General features: G+C 43.4%; 18 protein-coding genes. 11 read left to right on the top strand and 7 right to left on the bottom strand.

Annotation, left to right across the window (positions count from 1 at the left end; all coding sequences use genetic code 11):
* Positions 1-53 precede the first annotated feature (53 nt).
* The 3 genes from ABDD95_RS18455 to ABDD95_RS18445 all read right to left on the bottom strand — a co-directional run bounded on the left by ABDD95_RS18455 (position 54) and on the right by ABDD95_RS18445 (position 2,529).
* Positions 54-863 (bottom strand): AraC family transcriptional regulator, encoded by an 810-nt coding sequence (locus ABDD95_RS18455; protein ID WP_345948821.1) that lies wholly within the window; start codon positions 861-863, stop codon positions 54-56.
* Positions 864-911: 48 nt separating this feature from the next.
* A complete protein-coding gene (locus ABDD95_RS18450; RefSeq protein ID WP_345948820.1) occupies positions 912-1,883 on the bottom strand; it encodes an aldo/keto reductase in 972 nt (323 codons plus the stop codon).
* A 115-nt stretch (positions 1,884-1,998) separates the two neighbouring features.
* Positions 1,999-2,529 carry an NAD(P)H-dependent oxidoreductase gene (locus ABDD95_RS18445; RefSeq protein ID WP_345948819.1) on the bottom strand — a complete coding sequence of 177 codons (531 nt, stop codon included), beginning with the start codon at positions 2,527-2,529 and terminating at the stop codon, positions 1,999-2,001.
* Positions 2,530-2,625: 96 nt separating this feature from the next.
* Between ABDD95_RS18445 and ABDD95_RS18440 the strand changes: the two genes are divergently transcribed.
* From ABDD95_RS18440 to ABDD95_RS18425, 4 genes are all read left to right on the top strand, one after another.
* A complete protein-coding gene (locus ABDD95_RS18440; protein WP_345948818.1) occupies positions 2,626-2,982 on the top strand; it encodes a helix-turn-helix domain-containing protein in 357 nt (118 codons plus the stop codon).
* Positions 2,983-3,105: 123 nt separating this feature from the next.
* Positions 3,106-3,675, top strand: coding sequence for a Crp/Fnr family transcriptional regulator (locus tag ABDD95_RS18435; RefSeq protein ID WP_345948817.1), 570 nt, complete (start codon positions 3,106-3,108; stop codon positions 3,673-3,675).
* Between the two features lie 94 nt (positions 3,676-3,769).
* On the top strand, positions 3,770-4,843 hold the full coding sequence (locus ABDD95_RS18430) for an SDR family oxidoreductase (RefSeq protein ID WP_345948816.1): 1,074 nt from the start codon (positions 3,770-3,772) through the stop codon (positions 4,841-4,843).
* Positions 4,844-4,992: 149 nt separating this feature from the next.
* Entirely contained in the window at positions 4,993-6,600 is a 1,608-nt protein-coding gene (locus tag ABDD95_RS18425; protein ID WP_345948815.1) for an ATP-binding protein, read from the top strand.
* A 24-nt stretch (positions 6,601-6,624) separates the two neighbouring features.
* On the opposite strand, the gene ABDD95_RS18420 is transcribed toward ABDD95_RS18425, so the two are convergent.
* Positions 6,625-7,206, bottom strand: coding sequence for an HPP family protein (locus ABDD95_RS18420; protein ID WP_345948814.1), 582 nt, complete (start codon positions 7,204-7,206; stop codon positions 6,625-6,627).
* Positions 7,207-7,525: 319 nt separating this feature from the next.
* Between ABDD95_RS18420 and ABDD95_RS18415 the strand changes: the two genes are divergently transcribed.
* The 3 genes from ABDD95_RS18415 (at position 7,526) to ABDD95_RS18405 (ending at position 11,086) form a co-directional block, all read left to right on the top strand.
* Positions 7,526-9,187, top strand: coding sequence for an ATP-binding protein (locus ABDD95_RS18415; RefSeq protein ID WP_345948813.1), 1,662 nt, complete (start codon positions 7,526-7,528; stop codon positions 9,185-9,187).
* A 410-nt stretch (positions 9,188-9,597) separates the two neighbouring features.
* Entirely contained in the window at positions 9,598-10,746 is a 1,149-nt protein-coding gene (locus tag ABDD95_RS18410) for a M28 family peptidase (protein ID WP_345948812.1), read from the top strand.
* Positions 10,747-10,756: 10 nt separating this feature from the next.
* Complete coding sequence (locus ABDD95_RS18405; protein ID WP_345948811.1) at positions 10,757-11,086, top strand: SMR family transporter; 330 nt, start codon at positions 10,757-10,759, stop codon at positions 11,084-11,086.
* A 2-nt stretch (positions 11,087-11,088) separates the two neighbouring features.
* On the opposite strand, the gene ABDD95_RS18400 is transcribed toward ABDD95_RS18405, so the two are convergent.
* Positions 11,089-13,557: a TonB-dependent receptor gene (locus ABDD95_RS18400; RefSeq protein ID WP_345948810.1), complete on the bottom strand. Its 2,469-nt coding sequence runs from the start codon at positions 13,555-13,557 to the stop codon at positions 11,089-11,091.
* A gap of 110 nt (positions 13,558-13,667) precedes the next feature.
* On the opposite strand from ABDD95_RS18400, the gene ABDD95_RS18395 reads away from it, so the two are divergent.
* Together ABDD95_RS18395 and ABDD95_RS18390 are read left to right on the top strand one after the other, a co-directional pair.
* Positions 13,668-14,324 (top strand): metal-dependent transcriptional regulator, encoded by a 657-nt coding sequence (locus tag ABDD95_RS18395; RefSeq protein WP_345948809.1) that lies wholly within the window; start codon positions 13,668-13,670, stop codon positions 14,322-14,324.
* Positions 14,325-14,355: 31 nt separating this feature from the next.
* Positions 14,356-15,186 (top strand): sulfurtransferase, encoded by an 831-nt coding sequence (locus ABDD95_RS18390; protein ID WP_345948808.1) that lies wholly within the window; start codon positions 14,356-14,358, stop codon positions 15,184-15,186.
* 85 nt (positions 15,187-15,271) lie between these two features.
* On the opposite strand, the gene ABDD95_RS18385 is transcribed toward ABDD95_RS18390, so the two are convergent.
* Entirely contained in the window at positions 15,272-15,445 is a 174-nt protein-coding gene (locus tag ABDD95_RS18385) for a hypothetical protein (RefSeq protein ID WP_345948807.1), read from the bottom strand.
* A gap of 179 nt (positions 15,446-15,624) precedes the next feature.
* Here ABDD95_RS18385 and ABDD95_RS18380 point away from each other — a divergent pair, with 179 nt between their 5' ends.
* Both ABDD95_RS18380 and ABDD95_RS18375 read left to right on the top strand, forming a co-directional pair.
* Entirely contained in the window at positions 15,625-16,122 is a 498-nt protein-coding gene (locus ABDD95_RS18380; protein ID WP_345948806.1) for a hypothetical protein, read from the top strand.
* Positions 16,123-16,174: 52 nt separating this feature from the next.
* Positions 16,175-17,164, top strand: coding sequence for an acetyl-CoA carboxylase carboxyltransferase subunit alpha (locus ABDD95_RS18375; protein ID WP_345948805.1), 990 nt, complete (start codon positions 16,175-16,177; stop codon positions 17,162-17,164).
* 265 nt (positions 17,165-17,429) lie between these two features.
* Here the strand turns inward: ABDD95_RS18375 and ABDD95_RS18370 are convergent, their stop codons facing one another.
* Positions 17,430-20,576: a DUF2723 domain-containing protein gene (locus ABDD95_RS18370; RefSeq protein WP_345948804.1), complete on the bottom strand. Its 3,147-nt coding sequence runs from the start codon at positions 20,574-20,576 to the stop codon at positions 17,430-17,432.
* Between the last annotated feature and the right edge of the window lie 454 nt (positions 20,577-21,030).

Here is a 21,030-nt window from a genome sequence, read left to right as displayed (position 1 = left end):
GCAGTAAAAATGTGAGCAGGTGCGTTGCATCAAATTCAGGTTCAAAAATTTAATCAAATGTGCTCAGTAGGTGCTTTGCCAAACCTCTTTTTAAAGGAGTGCGAAAAGTGAGAAAGACTTTCAAATCCGAGGTCGAGGTAGAATGCAGATGGCCTCATGTTCTTTTTTTCAATAAGGTGGCGGGCCTCAGTTAGTCGTTTTTCCTGTAGCCAGTGCCGGGGCGACATGCCAAAAGTCTTTTGAAAATCGCGCTTAAATCCGGCAAGGCTTCTTCCGGTGAGTTGCGCAAATTTTTCAACAGGAATGTTAAAGTGAAAATTGCTAAGCATAAATTTTTCGAGGTCTATTTTATACGGCTCTGAAAAATCGAATAGAAAGTCCTTCAGTTCGGGCATAATATGCAAAAGCAGTAGTACAACTTCTTTCACCTTCAACATACCCACAGCGTTGGTTACCTTATCTTCAGAATGACGCACGTATGGCATTACCGATTGGAAAAACGCATGTAAAAAATCGTTTCCCGGAATTAAAATAGTTGGCGGGCCAACATATTTTTTTCCAGCTTGTATTTGCCCTTCCAACGCAATTTGCCTGAGCAAATCTTCTTTCAGGCATATGACTATAGTTTGGTAATCCTGGCCATCTAACGGCGTTTTGGTCAGTTCGCCCAGTTGGTTCCTTCGTATCAGTAGCATCTCACCCTGCTCCATAGAAAAACGTTCGGTAGCGGTTTCCATCGTAAACCGGCCCGAAACCTGCAATACCAGGGTGGTGTGTTCTAAAAAAGCAACCTTATCTTTTCGTACCGAAGCGTAGTACGAATAAAAGAGCACTCCCGGAATTATTTCGGTCGGATTTATCATTAGGTAAATATATAAAAGAGATGGGCCTCATGTAAAGCCCGTTCTCTTTTATCGCTGCAGGTATGTACCGCCAAGTATAGCGCCTGGCGCAAAGTTTGTGTTAAGGGCATTAATCTCTTCGGGAGTAAAAACAATTTCCATAGCCCGCATATTTTCGGGCAGACGCGATCTGCGACTCATACTTACCAATGGCATAATATGATTACCTTGCGCATTTACCCAGGCTATGGCCAGCTGCGTTGGTGTAATTCCTTTATCTCTGGCTATTTGCTTTAACACTTCTACTTTTTCAAGATTTTTAACCAGGTTCTCACCCTGAAAACGGGTGAAATGATTTTGATAAGCATCTGGTTCAAGAGGGGCTTTCATATCACCGCTGAGCAAGCCTTCGGCGGTGTTAGCAAAGGCCACAACACCTATACCCAGTTCTTTAGCGACAGGCAGCAAGTCGTTTTCTATCTGACGATCAGCCAGCGAATAACCTATTTCTAATGCAGTTACCGGGTGTATATCATTGGCCTTTCGCAGCTGGTCGGCTGTTATTTCAGAAACACCAAGGTAGCGCACCTTCCCTTCCTTAATCAGGTCGGCCACTGTTCCAATAACATCTTCCATAGGTACACTATTATCTAACCGGCACGGCTGGTAAAGGTCAATAGTATCAATGCCTAAACGCACTAATGAGTAGTTGATGAAGTTTTTAATGGCAACCGGGCGCAGGTCTAACCCCAGCATTTGGCTATTATAAAAAATAGCACCGAACTTTACACTGATGAAGGCATCGTCTCTCCGGCCTTTAATGGCTTTGCCAACCAGCAGTTCGTTATGTCCGGCACCGTAAAAATCTCCGGTATTTAAAAAGTTGATACCACTGTCGAGTGCCGACTGTATGGTTGCAATGCTTTCTGTTTCGTCTCTCACCGGGCTTCCAAAAACCGGCGACATGCGCATACAGCCTAAGCCAAGTTTAGATACAAGCGGACCATTTTGGCCAAGGTTTATTTTTGTGATGTTTGTCATAGCTGATTTGTTTTAACTATACAAAGATCGGCTTTATAGCCTGGGGCAGATTACATTTACGGCTCAAATTGCTTGCCTGTATGGCTCAACTTTACGGTGCTTATTTAAGGTGTTTTCACAAGGAATTTAAGTAGTCGAGATATAAGGGAACACTTTTTTCAATCCATTCAGCAGAAGAATTGTATTCAATACCGTAGTAAGCAAACAGGGGCTTGTAATTGGCTTTCACGTACTCAAAAGACAATTCGAATGGTCGGGTTAATTCTGCCAGGGTATATTTGTATCGTTCGCCTGGTAAATATTCACGTTCATCAACTCCTGCAGAAACAGCCAGCGCAATTTTCTTTCCCGAAACTTTATAACCGCTTTTACTGCCATAAGCCCAACCATGCGTTAAAACCTCGTCTAACCATTTCTTAAAAAGCGCAGGGCAATTGAACCAGTACAAAGGAAACTGAAAAACAATTTTATCGTATTGCTCTATCAGCTTTTGTTCTGCCGGCACGTTAATTTTCTCATCCGGGTATAGTTCATACAATTGATGAATAACGTATTTGTCGGGGAATTTTTGTAGTTCTTCAACCCATCTCTTGTTAACAGCTGAGCTTTTAATGTCGGGGTGGATAACAATTATCAATGTTTTCATCGCAATAATTCAAAAATTATGTGACGAAAATAAAGCGCGTTACCTGAACTTTGTACATTGCCAACCCATTGTAATGTACTATAAAAAATGTAAGTAATGTCCAAGGTCAAAGAAACATCAACCAATTTTGCCAACAAACAAGCCTTAGCCAATGAGTGTTCTGAAGTGCATGCTGCTAACATTATAGGCGGGCAATGGGCTTTGGTTATCTGTTCCTGGTTAATAAATGGAAAACTTAGGTTTGGCGAATTGAAAAGGTTTTTGCCAAACATAACCGAACGGATGTTGACTTTGCAATTGCGGAAATTGGAGAAAGACAAAATTGTAAAAAGAACAGTTTATGCTGAAGTGCCGCCGCGGGTAGAATACGAACTTACTCCAATAGGTTATGAACTGAAACCTGTTATTCAGGAACTTGAAAAGTGGGGTGTGAAACATAAAGAGTTGGGGTAAAAAAAGCCTGTTTAACAACTATAGCCCCGGGTTATAAAAATTCTAATAGTAGCCAGTAGTGCCAGGCAGCTTTATTAAAAATAATTTGCGTTGTGCCTGCTTGTTTTGTGGTAAACAAAAGCTTTGACAGCAGAAATTCTAAGACAGCAGATAGAAAAGATTGTAAAACTCACAGACGTTGAGTTTTACTTTGTGCTATCTCATTTTTCAGCTAAAAGCTTTAAAAAGCATCAGTATATTGTACAGGCAGGGTATGCTGCGCCGAATGACCATTTTGTTGTAAAAGGACTTTTAAGGTCTTTTTACCTTGATGAATCGGGTAAGACGCACATTTTGCAATTTGCTATGGAAGACTGGTGGATCTCCGATCCGCAGGCTTATCATAACAGCGAGGCCGCTACGTTAAACATCGACTGCCTGGAGGATACCCAGGTTTACGTCATCTCTTTAGAGAACCGGGAGAAACTTTGCGCAGATTCCAGAAAGATGGAGTATTTCTTTAGGAAGAAAACCCAGGCTGGCTATATAGCTTTGCAAAAACGTATCCAATCGTTAATGAGCCAGAGCGCCAAAGAACGGTACGACCAGTTCGTTCATTTGTACCCGCAGCTATCGCAGCGGCTACCTAAAGTTCAAATTGCTTCATATTTGGGTATTTCGCGTGAAACACTGAGCCGTATGGCCGATAGTTGAGTGATCTACCTCACTTTATTTTTGTGAGCTATGTCCTATACCCATGCTGCGTATTAAACGAATTTTGTTGGCATAAAAATCTCAGATCATTACTATGGAAAATATAGCATTAGTAGTTGGTGCAAGTGGCATCACAGGCAGTAATCTGGCCAAAAAACTAATCTCAAAAGGTTGGAAAACCTATGGCCTGGCCCGAAACCCCGACCATGAAATTAAAGACCTGCAGCCCGTTGCAGCCGATCTGCTGAATGTAGACAGCCTCAAATCAGCCTTAGCCGAAGTAGCGCCAACGCATGTATATATTACCAGTTGGATGCGTAATGAAACCGAAGCGGAAAACATAAGAGTGAACAGCCTGATGGTTCGGAACCTTTTAGAGGTGCTTACCCAAAATGAAAAGCGATCTGTACAGCACGTAGCGCTGGTAACCGGTTTAAAACATTACCTCGGGCCGTTTGAGGCTTACGCTAAAGAGGGCTTTTTACCCGAAACGCCTTTGAGGGAAGAGCACCCGAGGTTGGATATAGAAAACTTTTATTACGCCCAGGAAGACGAGGTTTACGCTGCCGCCGCGCGTGCTGGTTTTACCTGGAGCATACACCGCCCGCATACCGTTATAGGTAAGGCCGTAGGCAATATGATGAATTTGGGCACCACCTTAGCCGTATATGCCACTATTTGTAAAGAAACTGGTCGCCCATTCATCTGGCCCGGCTCTGCGGCGCAATGGAACGGCCTGTCGGATGTTACCGACGCCAGGGTATTGGCAGAACATCTCATTTGGGCATCAACCACAGAGGCCGCCCGTAATGAGGCATTTAATGTGGTTAATGGCGACGTGTTTCGTTGGAGCTGGTTGTGGAAACAACTGGCCGCTTATTTTGGAATAGATGCCGTGGGTTATGAAGGGACTATCCGCCCGTTGGAGGTAGAAATTGCTAACGACGGACCGCTTTGGCAGCAAATTGCTGAACGGTATAATTTAAAAGAGCCTAACTTAGCACGATTGGCATCAGCCTGGCACACCGATCTCGACCTGGGCCGGCCTATTGAAGTCATGACAGATATGTCGAAAAGCCGAAAACTTGGATTTACCGTTTTTCAGAGAACGGACGAGTCGTTTTATGACTTATTTGCGCAATTACGCGCCGGGAAACTGATTCCGTAATGAATATTTCTAATCAAAAGGAGCCCTCAAGTTGAAAGTGAAGGCTCCTTTTTTTATTCCATTATTGTCTGTAACAACGACGCCATATATTTAACCATCGGTTAATATTCTGTAAAACTTTTAAATTTGCGCTCGGTTATACAAAAATAATGATTGAGAAGCCGAACCCCTTTAATGATAAATTGCTTTTGAATATTCTTGCTGTTTCGAACGAAGCTACAGCCATTTATACTACAGATGATATTGTTATTCAATTTGCTAATGATGCAATGCTTGGCTTTTGGGGAAAAGACAGGAGCGTTATTGGTTTACCTTTAGAAGAAGGTGTGCCTGAACTTAAAGGTCAGCCGTTTAAGTATATGCTTCAGCAGGTGCTGCGTACTGGTATTACCGATAATGGTATAATTTCTGCCGAAACCTTAATTAACGGTGAGCTTCAAACTAATTATTATGAATATGAGTACCGTGCCATACCCGATGATAACGGCGTGCCTTATTGTGTTTTACATACCGCGGCTAACGTAACCGAAAGGGAGCGCAACAAAAGGGTTATAGCGCAGCAACAAGAGGAAGCTCAGGCCCTGACCGAAGAGCTGGAAGCATCAAACGAAGAGTTGCGGCTAATTAACGAGGAACTTATCATTTCAAACAATGAACTGGATAATGCCCAAACCCAACTCCAAGCTGCTTATAATTCGCTGGAAGAAAATGAGATTGCCTTAAGACTGGCTATAGAGGCTGCTAACTTCGGTACCTGGCATATTAATTCAATAACGAGAGCGTTCATTACCTCAGCAAGATTGAGGGAGCTTTTTGGCTACCGTGCTGATGAGGAGATTACCATAGAGGACACTTTAGCACAGATTACTGATGAATACCGGGGCCTGGTTTCAAAAAAGTTTGAGAATGCTATTTACAACGGAGGTGATTTTGATGTGACTTATCAGGTGGTAGGCTATCATGACCAGGTGACACGCTGGCTAAGGGCAATTGGCAATTTAAAAGCCGACCCAAGTGGTGAGTTCTCGAATTTTACAGGTGTGGTGATGGACGTATCCGAGCTGAGAAGAGACGAGCAGCGCAAAAATGATTTTATAGGTATGGTAAGCCACGAGCTTAAAACGCCATTAACATCTATGAAAGGCTATGTGCAAATCTTAAAAAGCAAGGCTGACAAAAACCAGGACAAATTCAGTTCGGATGTATTAGACAAGGCCAACAACCAGGTCAGTAAGATGACCACACTCATCAACGGCTTTTTGAATGTTTCCCGGCTCGAATCAGGTAAGATCCAAATCGACAAACAAGTGTTTGACATGGCCTTACTGGTAAAGGAAGTAGAAGAGGAGTCGATAACAACGATTACAAGCCATAAAGTAGTGTTTGCACCTGTTGTGGAAACCATAGTAAAGGCCGATAGAGATAAGATTGGGCAGGTCATTAATAATTTTATCAGCAATGCCGTAAAGTATTCACCTGCAGGTAGTACTATTGAGGTTGCTTGTATAACTATAAATGGTAAAGCTTTAGTAAGTGTTAAAGACCAGGGCATGGGTATTGCCCCCAAGGATATTGATAAGTTGTTTGAACGCTATTACCGTGTTGAAAACAATAGTACCGCAACAATTGCAGGTTTTGGCATAGGTTTATATCTGTCGTCAGAGATTGTTGAGCGCCATAACGGCAACATTGGCGTAGAAAGCGTTTTGGGTAAAGGCAGTACATTTTGGTTTACTTTGCCGGTTAATTTGGTTTAAGTTTCCATCCAAATTATAATGTAGCTACCTGTACTTTCTTTTCCAGATTTTAAACCAAGCTTTGTTTTTGGGATAGCTGCGATGCGAGGTAGCGTTATTGCAAACCAGCGCTACCAGCAGTAAAATAATTACGCCTGTAAATACCGGGCTTAATACATAAAAGTACCCAAGTGCCCTAATCTTATCCGACCCAATGTTGGCAATAAGCGCAGTTGCACCGCCCGGCGGGTGCAGTGTTTTGGTGATTTGCATAAGCACAATAGCTACAGATACCGACAACGCCGACGTTAACCACACCTCGCCCGGAATAAGCTTATGAATACTTACGCCTACCAATGCACTGATAACATGTCCGCCTATTAAATTACGCGGTTGCGCCAGCGGGCTGTTAATAGCCCCGTAAATAAGCACAGAAGAAGCGCCGAATGACCCGATCAGAAACAGGTTATCGTATGCGGTGAAATATTTGCTATTTAAAAGTCCGATTATGCCGATACCGAGAAAAGAGCCTATAAAAGTCCATAAATGCTCTTTGTAATCAACAAGGGTTTCTTTGTAAACAATATATCTGGCGTTCCTTACGTGTACCTTAATTCGTCTTCTCATAAATCAAAGCAAAAATAGCGTTCGTAAGAATATATAGCTATCTTAAAAATAAGATTGAAAACATAACGTGTGTATGATGGTGTAATATTACATCACATATTAAGTATTGCAGTACTGTCTCACAGGTAGAAGGGGGTACAGGCAATAGCTTACAATAACACCGTTACGAAAGTATTTTTAGCCCGTCTGCTTGTGTTATTATAATCAGCCGATGGGTTATGAGAGAGAATTCCACAGCAAACAAGGCATATTTAACGGCATATATTTATAAAAGTCAAATTTTAATATATTTGGCAAATCTATCTAACCCTGCAATTTGATGAACGACGTTGTGAATGCACAAATGTTTGAAGCGTTATTTAACCAATCGCCCAGCCCGGTTTCGGTTGTACGGGCTGACGCCCCTGCATTCACCATAGTAGCTGTTAATGATGTTTATGTTAAGCGATCATACCTTAATAAAGACCAGATCTTAAACAAGCCATCTTTTGAGGTTTACAAACCATGGGACGAGGCCAGCGCCGAGCAGTTTAAACTACTGCGCGAAGGGCTTATGCAAGCCGTTTATGATAAACAGCAGATAAACCTGCCCACGTTATCATTTGAGGCGCCTGCTAAAGACGGAGAGGCAGGCTCGCGAAGCTGGTGGCAAATACAGATTTCCCCTGTTTTAGACACTGCCGGTGAAGTAGAATACCTGATGTGCGTTACCCGCAATGTTACCGAGCAGGAACAGGTCAGGAAGCAGGCTGAAGAATCGCGCGAAAAGGAACAGGAGTTGAACGAGGAACTGCAGGTTATCAACGAAGAACTTGCCGCTACCAATGAGGAGCTAACCTCAACTATTGAAGAACTCAGTTACTCGCAGGAGAGGCTATCGAGGCTCAATAATGAGCTGGAGGAACGTATCACCGCACGTACAGCTGCCCTGACTGCCAGTGAGCGGCGTTATAAAACCATATTAAATACGCTGCCGCAAATTGCATGGACTACTACCCTGCAAGGTGATGTGAGCTTTTTTAACCAGCGCTGGTATGAGTACACTGGCCTCAGCGTAGAGCAAAGTAAGGCAACCGGCTGGGAGGACGTAATTCACCCCGATGATTTGGAGTATAGTGTGAGAACCTACCGTGACATTGTGGCTACCAAACGCCCGGGCGAGTATGAGCTACGTGAAAAGGGAACTGACGGCATATACCGCTGGCACCTAATCAGGGTACAGCCCATTCGCAATGAGTTTGGTGACATTGAGCATTGGATTGGTACCGCAACCGATATTGACTCCATAAAGCAGTTACAGCAACAAAAGGACGACTTCATCAGCATTGCCAGCCATGAATTAAAAACGCCAATAACCAGTCTGAAAGCATCTTTGCAGCTAATGGATAAAGTAAAAGACAATCCAACGAGTGATATGATGCCGCGGCTCATCTTACAATCGCGCAAAAGTATACAGCGCGTGAGCGTGCTTATTGAAGATTTGCTTAATGTAAGCCGTTTACAGCAGGGCGAGGTACAGCTTAATAAAAGCACCTTTATAGTATCGCAGTTGCTTAATGCCTGTTGTAATCCCATTGCCATTATGGGTAAGCAAAAGATAAAAATAGATGGCGAGGTAGAGTTGCAAGTATGTGCAGACGAGCACCGTATTGACCAAGTGGTTACAAACTTGGTAAATAACGCCGTTAAGTATGCGCCCGAGTCGGAGTTTATTACGCTTTGCATCGAGAAAGATTTTGACATGGTAAAGGTATCGGTGAGCGACAACGGCCCTGGTGTGTCCGAAGATAAGATTCCGCACCTTTTTGACCGGTATTACCGGGTTGATTCCTCAGGCTACCATGCCTCCGGTTTAGGTTTAGGGCTGTACATTAGCGCCGAAATTATTAAACGCCATGGAGGAGAAATAGGTGTGGATAGCAAAATAGGCAAGGGCAGTACCTTCTGGTTTACTCTGCCGCTTATAGAAGATTATGATTAAAAGTTGCTTTTTACATCTGTAAAATACCACAACGGCATGTGATGATGAATCATGTGCCGTTGTGGTATTTAAGCTTGTTTGCTACAAGTAAGTCAGTTGTATGTTTGTTAAGAGATACGTATGCTATTAGTAAACTTTTGTCTCATGTCATTTTTAAACTCAACTGGGCTGTACTACTGCGCTTAGTTTTTGGATACGATATTCAGGGTTAGTTTGAGTTTGTATGTTCGTTTCTGAGATTGGGAAGCGTTATAAAGGTGCCATTGCGTAGACAGCAAGCCGGGGTAGGACAGTACGTTCCAGTTTATATCATTACTGCCGGTTATGAGGCCTTGGCGAACGTTACGCCAGCAACAATAACTCTGCAAATAGCGCTATTTTTACTACATTGCATCTTAACCTTATTCACCATGAAACTGAAGTTAACCCTACTCTGCTGCGTGTTTATAAACTGCGCCTTAGCCCAGGATTCCATTTTTGCTCGCCGCATGGTGGATACGCTCACCTCACCTTACTTTTGGGGACGTGGCTATACTAACGAGGGCATGAGTAAAGCAGGTAAATTTATCTCTGCGCAATTTAAAAGTTATGGCTTGCAGCCCATGAAGGGGAAGGATTATATGCAGGAGTTCAGCTTTAACGTCAACACCTTTCCGGGCAAAATGGAAGTAGCTATCAATGGCGCTGCCTTAGTGCCTAGTCGAGATTTTATTGTGGGTCCGGAGAGCCAAGGTGCTAAGGCACAAGGCAAGCTGGTACAGCAAGACAGCGTAACCTTTGTAAATGCCGAAAACCGCATCATTGTGTCATTACAAAACAAGCTCACCTGGTCGGTAGCCCAGGAGTTAGGCGATTATACGGTTATTCAAGTGGATAAGAAAGCGCTGAAGGGGCAACCATCAGCCGTTAGTGTAAATATTGAAAATAAGCTCATTAACAATTTTAAAACGGGCAATATCTGTGCGCTGGTTAAAGGTACCACCAAGCCCGATTCTATCATAATGTTCACCGGTCATTATGATCACTTGGGCGGTATGGGCAGCAATACATACTTCCCCGGTGCAAACGATAATGCCAGCGGTATAACCATGCTGCTTAGCCTGGCTAAGTACTATGCTGCACATCCGCAGCCATATACTGTGGCGTTCATGTGCTTTGCCGGAGAGGAAGCAGGTATACTGGGGTCAAAGTACTTTACCGAACATCCGCTGGTGCCTTTATCCAGCATCAAGTTTCTGGTTAATATGGATATTATGGGTACCGGTAATGAAGGTATTACAGTGGTTAATGCATCGGTATATCCAAAGCAGTTCGAATTACTGAAACAAGTGAACGCACAAGGTAACTACCTGGTTAAAGTATACTCGCGTGGTAAAGCAGCCAACAGCGATCACTATTGGTTTACCGAAAAAGGTGTTCCTGCATTTTTTATCTACACCATGGGCGGCATCAAAGCTTATCATGACGTGTTCGACATTAGTAAAACGCTACCTTTAAACGAATATAATGACCTCTTTAAGCTGCTTGTTGATTTCAATACCCAGCTGCAAAAACAATAATATTGGTTTAATGAAATACATCTACCTCCTCATTGCCATCCTATCAGAAGTAACGGCCACCAGTGCACTCAAAGCTTCTGAGCAGTTTACGCGTTTATGGCCGTCAGTTATTGTGGTGGTGGGTTATGCCTCTGCTTTTTACTTTATGAGCTTAACGCTCAAATCTATCCCGGTGGGTATAACTTACGCCATATGGTCGGGGGTGGGTATTGTGTTAATTTCCATAAGTGGTTATTTCCTGTTTAAGCAAAAGCTTGATGTGCCTGCTATGTTAGGTATGGCGCTTATTGTGGCGGGCGTGCTCGTCATTAACCTGTTCTCCAAATCAACAGCAGCCTAAGCCTACAAAGGCACAATTACCTTAAAGCTCATATTACGGCCTATATTATAAATACCCCTATACCCATTTGGCGATGCCTGGTAATACTCAAAGTATTTTAGCCGGTTTAAGTTTGATTGGTAGGCTTTATCCAGAACGTTATCTACTTGCAAAAAAACGTCTAACAGCGTTCGGCCGCTTTTATTTTTGATACCTGTACCGCAGCCAATGTTCCATAGTGTATAACCCGGGGTAGCAGTCTCCGTATCATCAAGTGCATAAAAATGATTTTGGGCGGCATAAGCATCGGCCTCTAACTTTAAATAAGGTTTTTGAAAGGTATTAGACGCTTTCTGAAAGTTAATACGAAATTCTGACCGTGCATGCAATGGCGGTATAAAAGGTAAATATTTGGCTGCATTACCCACGCGGGCCAGTAATTCAGTATTTTTATTAAGCCCCTCTACGTAAGCTAAGCTATTGTTCCAGCACAGCCATTTTAATTTTTCAGGATGCAGATTTAGCGTTAACTCGGCTCCATATAATCTGGCCTCCGACTGCTGGTATTGGTAGGTGCTGTTGCCGGGCACTATCACCACCGGCTCACCGTTGGCATCATTTAACCGGGCCTGGTAAATGTAGTTGTAGATATTGTTGTTAAATAGTTCAGCGCTTAAGTCAATGTCTTTCAGGTAAGCAATTACACCAATATCCTGCTGTACGTTAAATTCGGGCTTAAAAGTACGGTTACCCAGATAAACAATGTGTGCACCCGGATCAAGGCCGTTAGAGCCAATTTCGGTTATGTTCGGTGCCCGGTACCCGCGTGCAATATTAGCTTTTAGTAATAGGCGCTCGCTTACGTTGTAAGTTAAGCCTAAGCTACCCGAAAGTCCGGTATAGCGTTTTTTAAAAGCAGGAAATTGCAGGTAAGTACCAATAGTATCGGCCCCGCTCACCCGCTTCTGAAAGCCATTTTGCGGGTTGTTGGCTACAAAAAAATTCTCCCATTTAATGCTGCGGTTATCATAACGTATACCGCCGCTTATATCCATACGGCCAAAGGTTTTCTTGGCAAACAGGAAAGTGCCTATGTCAAAAAGATTATAGTCTGGAATGGGAAAGTCAGTAGCGTTTTTACTGCGGTTTGTTTGGTACATGCCATTCACACCTGCTGAAGTTTCTATGCCGGCCAATTGCGGCAAGTTGTATTTAACATCGTAATTTAAGGTATTTAAAACTACGTACAATCCGGCTTGCTGCGGCTGTGTAGGGTGATTGTACTCCCGCCTAACACTCTGCTGACCGCCCAGTAACAAATTGATATTGCCATCGCCCAACTTAAACTGGCTGCTGCTGTAAAGCCTGTAATGCTGAATATGTTGGTAAAGCGGATTAAGCCGGTAGGTCTTCAGTTCATGATCGGGTACAATAGGGCGGTTTTTAATATCATCGGCGTTGTCCAGAACTTGCCTGGTAAAACGTCGTGTGAGGGAATCCCTGCTGCCATCGGGAATTTCCTGTTTATTGTTAAACAACGTAGCAGCTAGTTGGGTATATCCCCATTTCTTGTCTACCCTTGCCATGGCCGATAAATTAAGTTCCCCGTAGGCGGTGCCGTACACCGGGCCATCAATATTGTTAGTGTAATTATGAGCCCATTTGCCGGTTCCGCGTATGGTATAGCGCCAATCGTTGTGTTTGTATGCCAAGCCTAATGATGTACCTATCAGGCCATTGTTGGTATGGTAATCTACCGTGTAATCGCCTTTTAAGGCGTTGTTGTTAAAGTTGGGCAGGTAAGGGATCATATTAATTACCCCTGCCAAAGCATCAGAGCCATAAGATAAACTGGCCGGGCCCTTTACCACCTCGGCTCTGGCAATGCCGTACTGGTCAATCTCAATGCCGTGTTCATCACCCCATTGCTGACCTTCCTGCCGTATACCATCATACAAAGTAAGTACGCGGTTATACCCTAACCCACGAATAAAGGGTTTGGATACGTTTGGCCCTGTTGTTACCGCACTTACGCCCGGCACACCTTTAATTACGGCATCAATAATATTATTATTTACATGCCTGTCCATGTCTTTTTTGCTCATCACGGCAACAGGCACCGGGTTTTTGCGCACCTCGGTAGCTCGGCTAACACCGGTTACAATAACATCATTCAACCTCGATTCGCTTTTGATGAGGGCCACATTTAATAGTACAACAGCATTAGATTTAACCTCTGTTACAAGCTGCTGCTTTTGGTAACCCACCGATGAAAATATAACCGTGTAAGTGCCTGGAGGTACGTTACGCAGTTCATATTGGCCATTAATGCCGGTTCGCGTACCTGTATTTTTATTCAAAATGCTTACCGATGCATGGCTTACTGGCCCGTCGGTTGATGCTGTAACCTGGCCTTTTATAGTGCCGTTTTGAGCTAATACACTGCTTGACTTTGTAATAAACAGGATAAGAAGTATAATGAATTTTGGCATATCGATTTATAATATTTAACTAAACCAAATATATAAAATTAGGTTTGCCTAATTTTATATATTATGGGTTTTATTTTCATAAGTTTGATTGAGCTAACTAGTACAGCAGCATGAATACCTTTTCAGAGGAGAATTATCTAAAATCCATTTTCCGGTTATCGCAAATGCCCGACGGCAAAAAGATTTCCACCAGCGCCATTGCCGAATCATTGGGAAATAATCCGGCATCAGTGGTAGATATGATACGGAAACTCACCGACAAGCAGCTTATTGAGTATGATAAAAAGAAAGGTGTAAAACTTACCCCGCAAGGGCAACAGGATGCCATACAAATTGTACGTAAGCACCGCCTTTGGGAAGTCTTTTTGTTGGAAAAGCTCGGTTACCGCTGGGACGAAATACATGACATTGCCGAAGAGCTGGAACACATAAAGCATCATGATCTGGCCGATAGGTTGGAGAAGTTTTTAGAATATCCCGAGTATGACCCACATGGTGATCCTATACCCAAAGCAAATGGTAAGATGGCCAAATCTTTTTCGGTTACCCTGGCCGATGCCAAACCGGGCTCGACTTACCGGGTAGCTGCTGTGCGCGATACCAGCAGCGATTTTCTGCTTTATCTCCATAAGCTCGAAATAAATATTGGTACGCACATCAAATTAATAGAAAAGATTGCTTTTGATGGTTCGCTGGTGATCAGCATAAATGCTGCAGAACCAAGCACCGTATCTGCCAAGTTTGGCGAGAATATTTTAACCAGTTAATTTTATATTTGAATTTAAACGTCTACACACTATGCTACCTTTAATTGAAGCTGAAGAACTAAAGAAACTTGATAAAGATACCTATGTGCTGATTGATGCCCGAGGCTTTGGTAACAGCCGCGAGCGGTATAAGCAAGGCCACCTGGAAGGAGCCGTGTATGTAGACCTGGAAGACCTGGCCGTCCATCCTGAAAATCCCGCCTATGGTGGCAGGCATCCATTGCCAGGTGTGGAAGACTTTGCCAGGCTGTTGGGTAGCTTAGGTATTACGGCACAAACACACGTTGTTATTTATGACGATAAGGCCGGCGCGAACCCGGCTGCACGCCTGTGGTGGATGCTGCGTGCCGTTGGGCACGAGCAGGTACAAGTATTAAGCGGTGGTTTACAAGCAGCGGTTGATGCAGGTTTAAACCTAACAACAATGGTTCCAGTACCGCCCGTGGTAACACAATACATTGCTAAACACAATTACACGGGCACAGTTACGCTTGATGAGGTGGCCGAAGCCGCTAAAAACCCAGGCAAAATAGTAATAGATGTGAGAGAAACACCACGTTACCTGGGCCAAACCGAGCCTATAGATTTAATTGCCGGTCATATACCGGGTGCTATTAATGTACCTTATACCACTAATTTAAGTCCGGCTACCCGCTACTTACCGGCCAGTGAATTGAAAGCTAATTACCTGAACGTATTTGGCGAGGTACAACCCAATCAAGTTATTGTACACTGCGGCTCAGGTGTAACAGCTTGCCATACATTACTGGCGTTAGAGCAGGCCGGACTGTTGGGCGCTCAGTTGTACGTAGGTTCGTGGAGCGAGTGGTCGCGCCGGGATTTACCAATTGCAACTGAATAGAGACATTGCTTAGTTGAGGAATATCATTCCAATATAACATAAACAACAAACCCGGGATCAGTCAAAACCCGGGTTTGTTGTTTTTTTAGTGGCGGTAGCCGTTACTATCGTAAGGTCCGCGGTGGCCATCGCGATGATGATCGCGGCCACGATAATTGTCGCGGTTATAACGGCCCCGCCTGTCTTGTGCTACCATGCAACTGGTTAATGAACTAGCCAGTGATGCTATTAACGCTATGCTTAAAATGGTCTTTTTCATAATGTTTCTTGCATTTAATATGAATTAGAGGGGAGCGGAGGCTCAAAGATTAGTCGGTCATGTATTTGTTACTTAAGCAAGAACTGTTTGCGCAACGCAGGCCTAAACCAGTAAGTTTCTATCCATAGTTAGATGTATTAATTAAAAAATTTAACACTTTTGAAATGTAAACATCACTTATGTATAAAACTCTCCTCATTACATTACTAGCGGGTATTGGCTTAAACGTGGCTCAAGCGCAAACCGACAGCGCAATCACGCCATCAAGCATTAAAACTTTAACGTTAAAACAGTATGCCGATTACCAGAAAGGCCCTACGCTCGAAAGTATGGCTTTGCCGGCTACCCTGAACCGTTATCCTATGCCCGATGATGTATTGCGGTATAAAAAAGAACTGAAGCTTACGCCCGAACAGGTAACTAAAGTAACCGCCATCAGCAAGTACCTGCAGCTTAAAAAAACGGAAATAGGGCAATCGGTACTGCGTAACGAGAAAAAGCTGGATGATATGTTTCGCAGCCAAAAGCTGGATGAGGGCAGCATTACCTTTTATGCTAACCGTTACGGCCTGTATGAGGGTGAATACCGTACATCTGTACTGCTGGCTTGCTACAATACCTACAATGTGCTTAATCCGCAGCAAACCACTAAGTTTTGGCAGCTGAAAAAACCATAATTAGCATTTTGACGTTTGATTTAATTAACTTAGCGCCCCGTTACAGAGGATTATGAAGATTACGTTTGATTTTGAAAAGCCGTTAGCCGATTTGCAGCATCAGATCGATAAGATAGAACAGGTGCAGGAAAAGACCAAGGTGGACATGTCGGCCACGTTGAATGAGTTGCAGGAGAAGTTTGAGCAGGCTAAAAAGCAAGTGTACACCAACCTGAGCGGCTGGCAAAAGGTACAGATATCACGCCACCCCGACAGGCCATATACCTTGCAGTATATTGAGCTGATGTGTGATGATTTTATTGAATTGCACGGCGACCGTAATTTTGGCGATGATAAAGCCATTATTGGCGGCTGGGGCTCAATAGGCGGGCAAACTGCTATGTTTATTGGTCACCAAAAAGGGCGCAACACTAAAGACAGGCAATACCGCAATTTTGGTATGGCCAACCCCGAAGGTTACCGCAAGGCCCTGCGCCTGATGAAAATGGCGGAAAAGTTTAACAAGCCTATTATTACCCTGATTGATACGCCCGGAGCCTTTCCTGGCCTCGAAGCCGAAGAGCGCGGACAAGGCGAAGCCATTGCCCGTAACATTATGGAAATGTCGGTACTTAATGTGCCGGTTATTTGCGTAATTATTGGTGAAGGAGCGTCAGGGGGCGCCATTGGTATCGGTATCGGCGATAAAGTATACATGCTGGAGCATACCTGGTATTCGGTTATTTCGCCCGAGTCTTGCTCGTCTATCTTATGGCGTAGCTGGGATTTTAAGGAGCGCGCTGCCGAGGTGTTGAAACTTACCTCAAGCGAAATGTTTAAGAACAAGCTGATTGACGGCATTATTAAAGAGCCGCTTGGTGGTGCCCACCAGGATCCGATTGCGATGGCTGCCGTACTTAAAAAGCAATTAACAAAAGATCTGAAAACACTTAAAGACCGCAATATTGACGAACTGGTGCAAGAACGCATTGACAAGTTCTGCTCAATGGGCGTTGTGATAGAAGACGAGCCCGTAGCTGCTCCGGCGCCTGCGGCAGAGTAAGCTTCAAAATATGCTATAAACAAAAAAAGCCATGCTAAAAAGCATGGCTTTTTTTGTTTGATATTGTATTCATAGTCCATTAAACCTGTAGTTCTTTCTAGAGTTTCTCATGTCATCCTGAACATCGTGAGGAAACTTTCAAATAAAAGGCCCACTATTTGAAAAAGTCCTCGTTAGCAATCAAAATGTCAAGTTGTTCTTTATTGAAAGCTCATAAAAAAAGCCGGTGTTAAGAAACACCGGCTTATAAAAATATTATATCCCCTTATTGCCCACCGCCACCAAGCACGTTGCCAAACTTGGCTTCGTAGCCTTTGTATTGAGCACTTAGCTTGCTGTGTAAGGCAGTTTGGTGATGGGTATTGGTTAATTCAACTAAACCATTCAGCATGTAAATGCCGAGCTGTATATCGCGCTGGTTTAATTCGCCGCCTTTTTGCATAGCATTATAGTTGAAGTCGAGCGAGTTTACGATGTATTTGTCCAGCTCCTCAGTCCATTTGTTGGCGAGTTGTGTTTGGTTCAGGTCGTAAGCGCTGTTGTTTAAATAGAACTTGCGCAAAGCAACCTCACCAAACGGAATAGTTGATGGCATTACTTCGTCAAAGCGTTTTAGTGCATTAACGGCCAAATCGTTGTGGCCTTCTTTCATCAGGTTTGATACCAGCGAGTTAAACTGCTTAATAATGATAGGGTAGAACATCGTAACTGACTCATGATCCAAATATTTGGCAGTTTTCATGTTGCCCCATTTATACTTGGTCATCATGTTATTGTACATTACCATGGTGTTAACCGGTTCAGGTGCATTTGCTGCGGTATCGGCTTTTAAAGGTTGCAGGCGGTAAGCAAAGCCTTCATCATGCATATACTTATCCAGGCCCATCATGTTCTCGTTACCAACGGTTATGGCAAAATAAACCGGACGCTTCCAGTTATTGTGCGATAAGATATCCATCAGAGCCAGGTTATCCTTGGTTACATAATTAGAATTATATTTCCAGGTAATGGCAGGTACAATGTTATTTTTTTGGCTGGCTGGTACAGTGCCTGTACGAATAACCTCATCAGGGTTAACAGATAGCTTAAAGTTTTTGGTGGGCAGGTAATTCATGGTCATGCCGTTCTCATACTGCACCTGGGTTTCCTTGTTATCAGAGGTGATAAAGTCGAAAACCTCTTTCAATTCGGTAGTATCGGTTACGTTCATCTGATCGCTCCAGTAGATCACGTCCCGTATACCTGCCGCAAATTTTTCATTAGGCATGGTAATAGGTAACGGTGCCGACTCGTTCATCTTTTGCTTCATTTGGCGTATGTACCAATCGGTACCCAATAGGCTCAGGTTCACAATACGTACGTCCGGGCGTATGTTTTCCACTTCCTGCGCATACCATAGCGGGTAAGTATCGTTATCGCCATAGGTGAACAAGATAGCGTTTGGCGCGCAGGAGTTAAGGTAGTTGGCTGCCATATCATGCGGTGTCATCTTGGTAGAGCGGTCGTGGTCATCCCATTCCTGAAAGCCCATCAGCACTGGTGCTGCAAGCAAACAGGCTACAGTTGCAACAGCCGCGCTCACTTTAGGGCTAAGCACTTTACTCAGCAACTGCGCTATAAATAACACGCCCAAACCAATCCAAATGGCAAACACATAAAAAGAACCTACGTAAGCATAGTCACGCTCACGTGGCTGCAATGGGTTTTGGTTAAGGTAAAGTAAGATAGCTAAACCAGTAAAAAAGAATAATACAGCAACCACACCTGCATCGCGCTTGTTGCGCTGGAAATGGTATATTAAACCCAGTATGCCAATAATAAGCGGCAGGCAGTAAAGGCGGTTATAAGCATTGCTTTCAGTAACCGTGCTTGGGAAAGCTTTAAACCAATCAAAAGGGCTCAGCCAGTTGCCATCAGTTCCTTTACTATTGTTTTGTCCGTCCATATCATTGGTACGTCCGGCAAAGTTCCATAAAAAGTATCGGTTGTACATTTGGTGTACTTGCCAGCTAAAGAAAAAGCCCAGATTATGCGACATGTTAGGCTGTTCTTCCGGGCCTAATTGCAGCCACTCGCGGTAAAATGCCGATTTGTTACCATCCGTATCATATATACGTGGGAACAGCGTATTGCGGTCATAAACAGTACTCGATTTTTTGCCGGCTATTTCATATTTAGTAGCCCCACGGCGGTATATGGTAGCACCTTCTTTTGATTCTTGTGGTTTCGAATCAAAGTACTGACCATATAACAGAGGTGTTTCGCCGTATTGGTCACGGTTTAAATAGCTGTTCAGGGCAAAAGCATCCTGAGGGTCGCTATTATTAAGGTTGGTACCCGCTTTGGCGCGTACTACAATCATCACAAATGAACTATAGCCCAGTAGAATGAACATAGTACAAAGCAATACCATATTTAAAGAGTAGCGCTTTTGACGTACTTTAAGCACATATTCCAGTAAAGCTAAAACAGCAACAGCGGCAATTAAGCCAACAATGCCACCGCTTATGCTTAACGCAATAATAAAACTGGCCACCGCCACAATTAATGCACCTTTTGATAACGTAACCGAATAGTAAACGCCGGCTACCAGTGCAGCAACTACCAGCAGGTAAAATACAATAGCGCCACTATTAAAGCTGAAGCCCAAGGTGTTTACAAACCATAGATCGGCATAGGCAGCGCCTTTAACCGTGAACTGGATAATGCCCCAAAGCACCAATCCTAAAACCACAACACCGATTATAAACGACCAGATTGTACCTGATGCCGTAACGTTTTTAGCGCGGCGGAAATACAGGATAAGGGCAATTACCGGTATAACCAGCAAGTTAAGTAAGTGTATACCTATTGATAAGCCCATGATGTAAGCAATGAACACAATCCAGCGGTCTGCTCCCGGCTCATCGGCGTGGGCATCAAATTTTAATATAGCCCAAAAAACTACAGCCGTACACAATGATGATTGCGCATAAACTTCAGACTCAACGGCCGAGAACCAGAAGGTATCAGAGAATGTATAAGCTAATGCACCTACCAAACCTGCACCTATAATAAGTATCGTATTGGTGATGTTTAAGTCCTCAGCTTTTTTAATCAGTATTTTTTTAGCGAGCATAGTAATGCTCCAAAAAAGAAACAAAATAGTGGCTGCACTAGCTATAGCCGATGCCATATTGGTCCAGTAAGCTACCTTGGTTACATCTCCGAATGAGAGGAGCGAGAAGGCTTTGCCTATCATGGTAAATAGTGGCGCACCAGGTTGGTGGGCTACCTGTAAACGATAAATACAGGCAATAAACTCGCCGCAATCCCAAAAACTGGTAGAGGGCTCAAGGGTTAACGTATACGTAATGGCGGCAATTAAAAAGGAAAGCCAGCCAAAAAGGTTATTAATCTTGTTGTAATTCATATTGGGTTATACAGTCTTCTGCTAAACTAAAAGCTGACGAAATTAATAAATCTATAGATAGGTTGGGTTAATTAGTTGTGCTTTAACATAAATTAACAGTTACAAATGGCGTTATTGTGTAGGCATTAATTTTTTTGAAAAATATTTTTGCAGCTTCAATTTTTCGCCTTACATTTGCATTCGATTTCGGAGAGGATAACAAACCGAAAGAGGATTGTCCGATAGTATAAAGGTAGTACGACGGTTTTTGGTACCGTTTGTCTTGGTTCGAATCCAGGTCGGACAACAGAGAGAAAATTCGAATTTCGGAATATCGAAATTCGAATTTTTCGTTTTAGCCGGAACCATTATTAAAAAACGATGGTTGGGCGGGTGAGCAGGAAGTAAAAAAAAATATTGAAGTCTTAAAGCCGGAAGGAGAGATCGAGCTGAAGTTCGAAATCAAACCGCCGAA

The organism is Mucilaginibacter sp. PAMB04274, from assembly GCF_039634385.2.
Taxonomy (GTDB): domain Bacteria; phylum Bacteroidota; class Bacteroidia; order Sphingobacteriales; family Sphingobacteriaceae; genus Mucilaginibacter.
This window is presented reverse-complemented; position numbering and strand designations above follow the sequence as displayed.

Bases quoted from the DNA above. Each gene is read 5' to 3' on its own strand.
- ABDD95_RS18415 (WP_345948813.1), top strand. From the start codon at position 7,526: ATGAACGACGTTGTGAATGCACAAATGTTTGAAGCGTTATTTAACCAA.
- ABDD95_RS18375 (WP_345948805.1), top strand. From the start codon at position 16,175: ATGAAGATTACGTTTGATTTTGAAAAGCCGTTAGCCGATTTGCAGCAT.
- ABDD95_RS18405 (WP_345948811.1), top strand. From the start codon at position 10,757: ATGAAATACATCTACCTCCTCATTGCCATCCTATCAGAAGTAACGGCC.
- ABDD95_RS18425 (WP_345948815.1), top strand. From the start codon at position 4,993: ATGATTGAGAAGCCGAACCCCTTTAATGATAAATTGCTTTTGAATATT.
- ABDD95_RS18410 (WP_345948812.1), top strand. From the start codon at position 9,598: ATGAAACTGAAGTTAACCCTACTCTGCTGCGTGTTTATAAACTGCGCC.
- ABDD95_RS18385 (WP_345948807.1), bottom strand. From the start codon at position 15,445: ATGAAAAAGACCATTTTAAGCATAGCGTTAATAGCATCACTGGCTAGT.
- ABDD95_RS18400 (WP_345948810.1), bottom strand. From the start codon at position 13,557: ATGCCAAAATTCATTATACTTCTTATCCTGTTTATTACAAAGTCAAGC.
- ABDD95_RS18395 (WP_345948809.1), top strand. From the start codon at position 13,668: ATGAATACCTTTTCAGAGGAGAATTATCTAAAATCCATTTTCCGGTTA.
- ABDD95_RS18430 (WP_345948816.1), top strand. From the start codon at position 3,770: ATGGAAAATATAGCATTAGTAGTTGGTGCAAGTGGCATCACAGGCAGT.
- ABDD95_RS18455 (WP_345948821.1), bottom strand. From the start codon at position 863: ATGATAAATCCGACCGAAATAATTCCGGGAGTGCTCTTTTATTCGTAC.
- ABDD95_RS18445 (WP_345948819.1), bottom strand. From the start codon at position 2,529: ATGAAAACATTGATAATTGTTATCCACCCCGACATTAAAAGCTCAGCT.
- ABDD95_RS18420 (WP_345948814.1), bottom strand. From the start codon at position 7,206: ATGAGAAGACGAATTAAGGTACACGTAAGGAACGCCAGATATATTGTT.
- ABDD95_RS18390 (WP_345948808.1), top strand. From the start codon at position 14,356: ATGCTACCTTTAATTGAAGCTGAAGAACTAAAGAAACTTGATAAAGAT.
- ABDD95_RS18380 (WP_345948806.1), top strand. From the start codon at position 15,625: ATGTATAAAACTCTCCTCATTACATTACTAGCGGGTATTGGCTTAAAC.
- ABDD95_RS18370 (WP_345948804.1), bottom strand. From the start codon at position 20,576: ATGAATTACAACAAGATTAATAACCTTTTTGGCTGGCTTTCCTTTTTA.
- ABDD95_RS18450 (WP_345948820.1), bottom strand. From the start codon at position 1,883: ATGACAAACATCACAAAAATAAACCTTGGCCAAAATGGTCCGCTTGTA.
- ABDD95_RS18440 (WP_345948818.1), top strand. From the start codon at position 2,626: ATGTCCAAGGTCAAAGAAACATCAACCAATTTTGCCAACAAACAAGCC.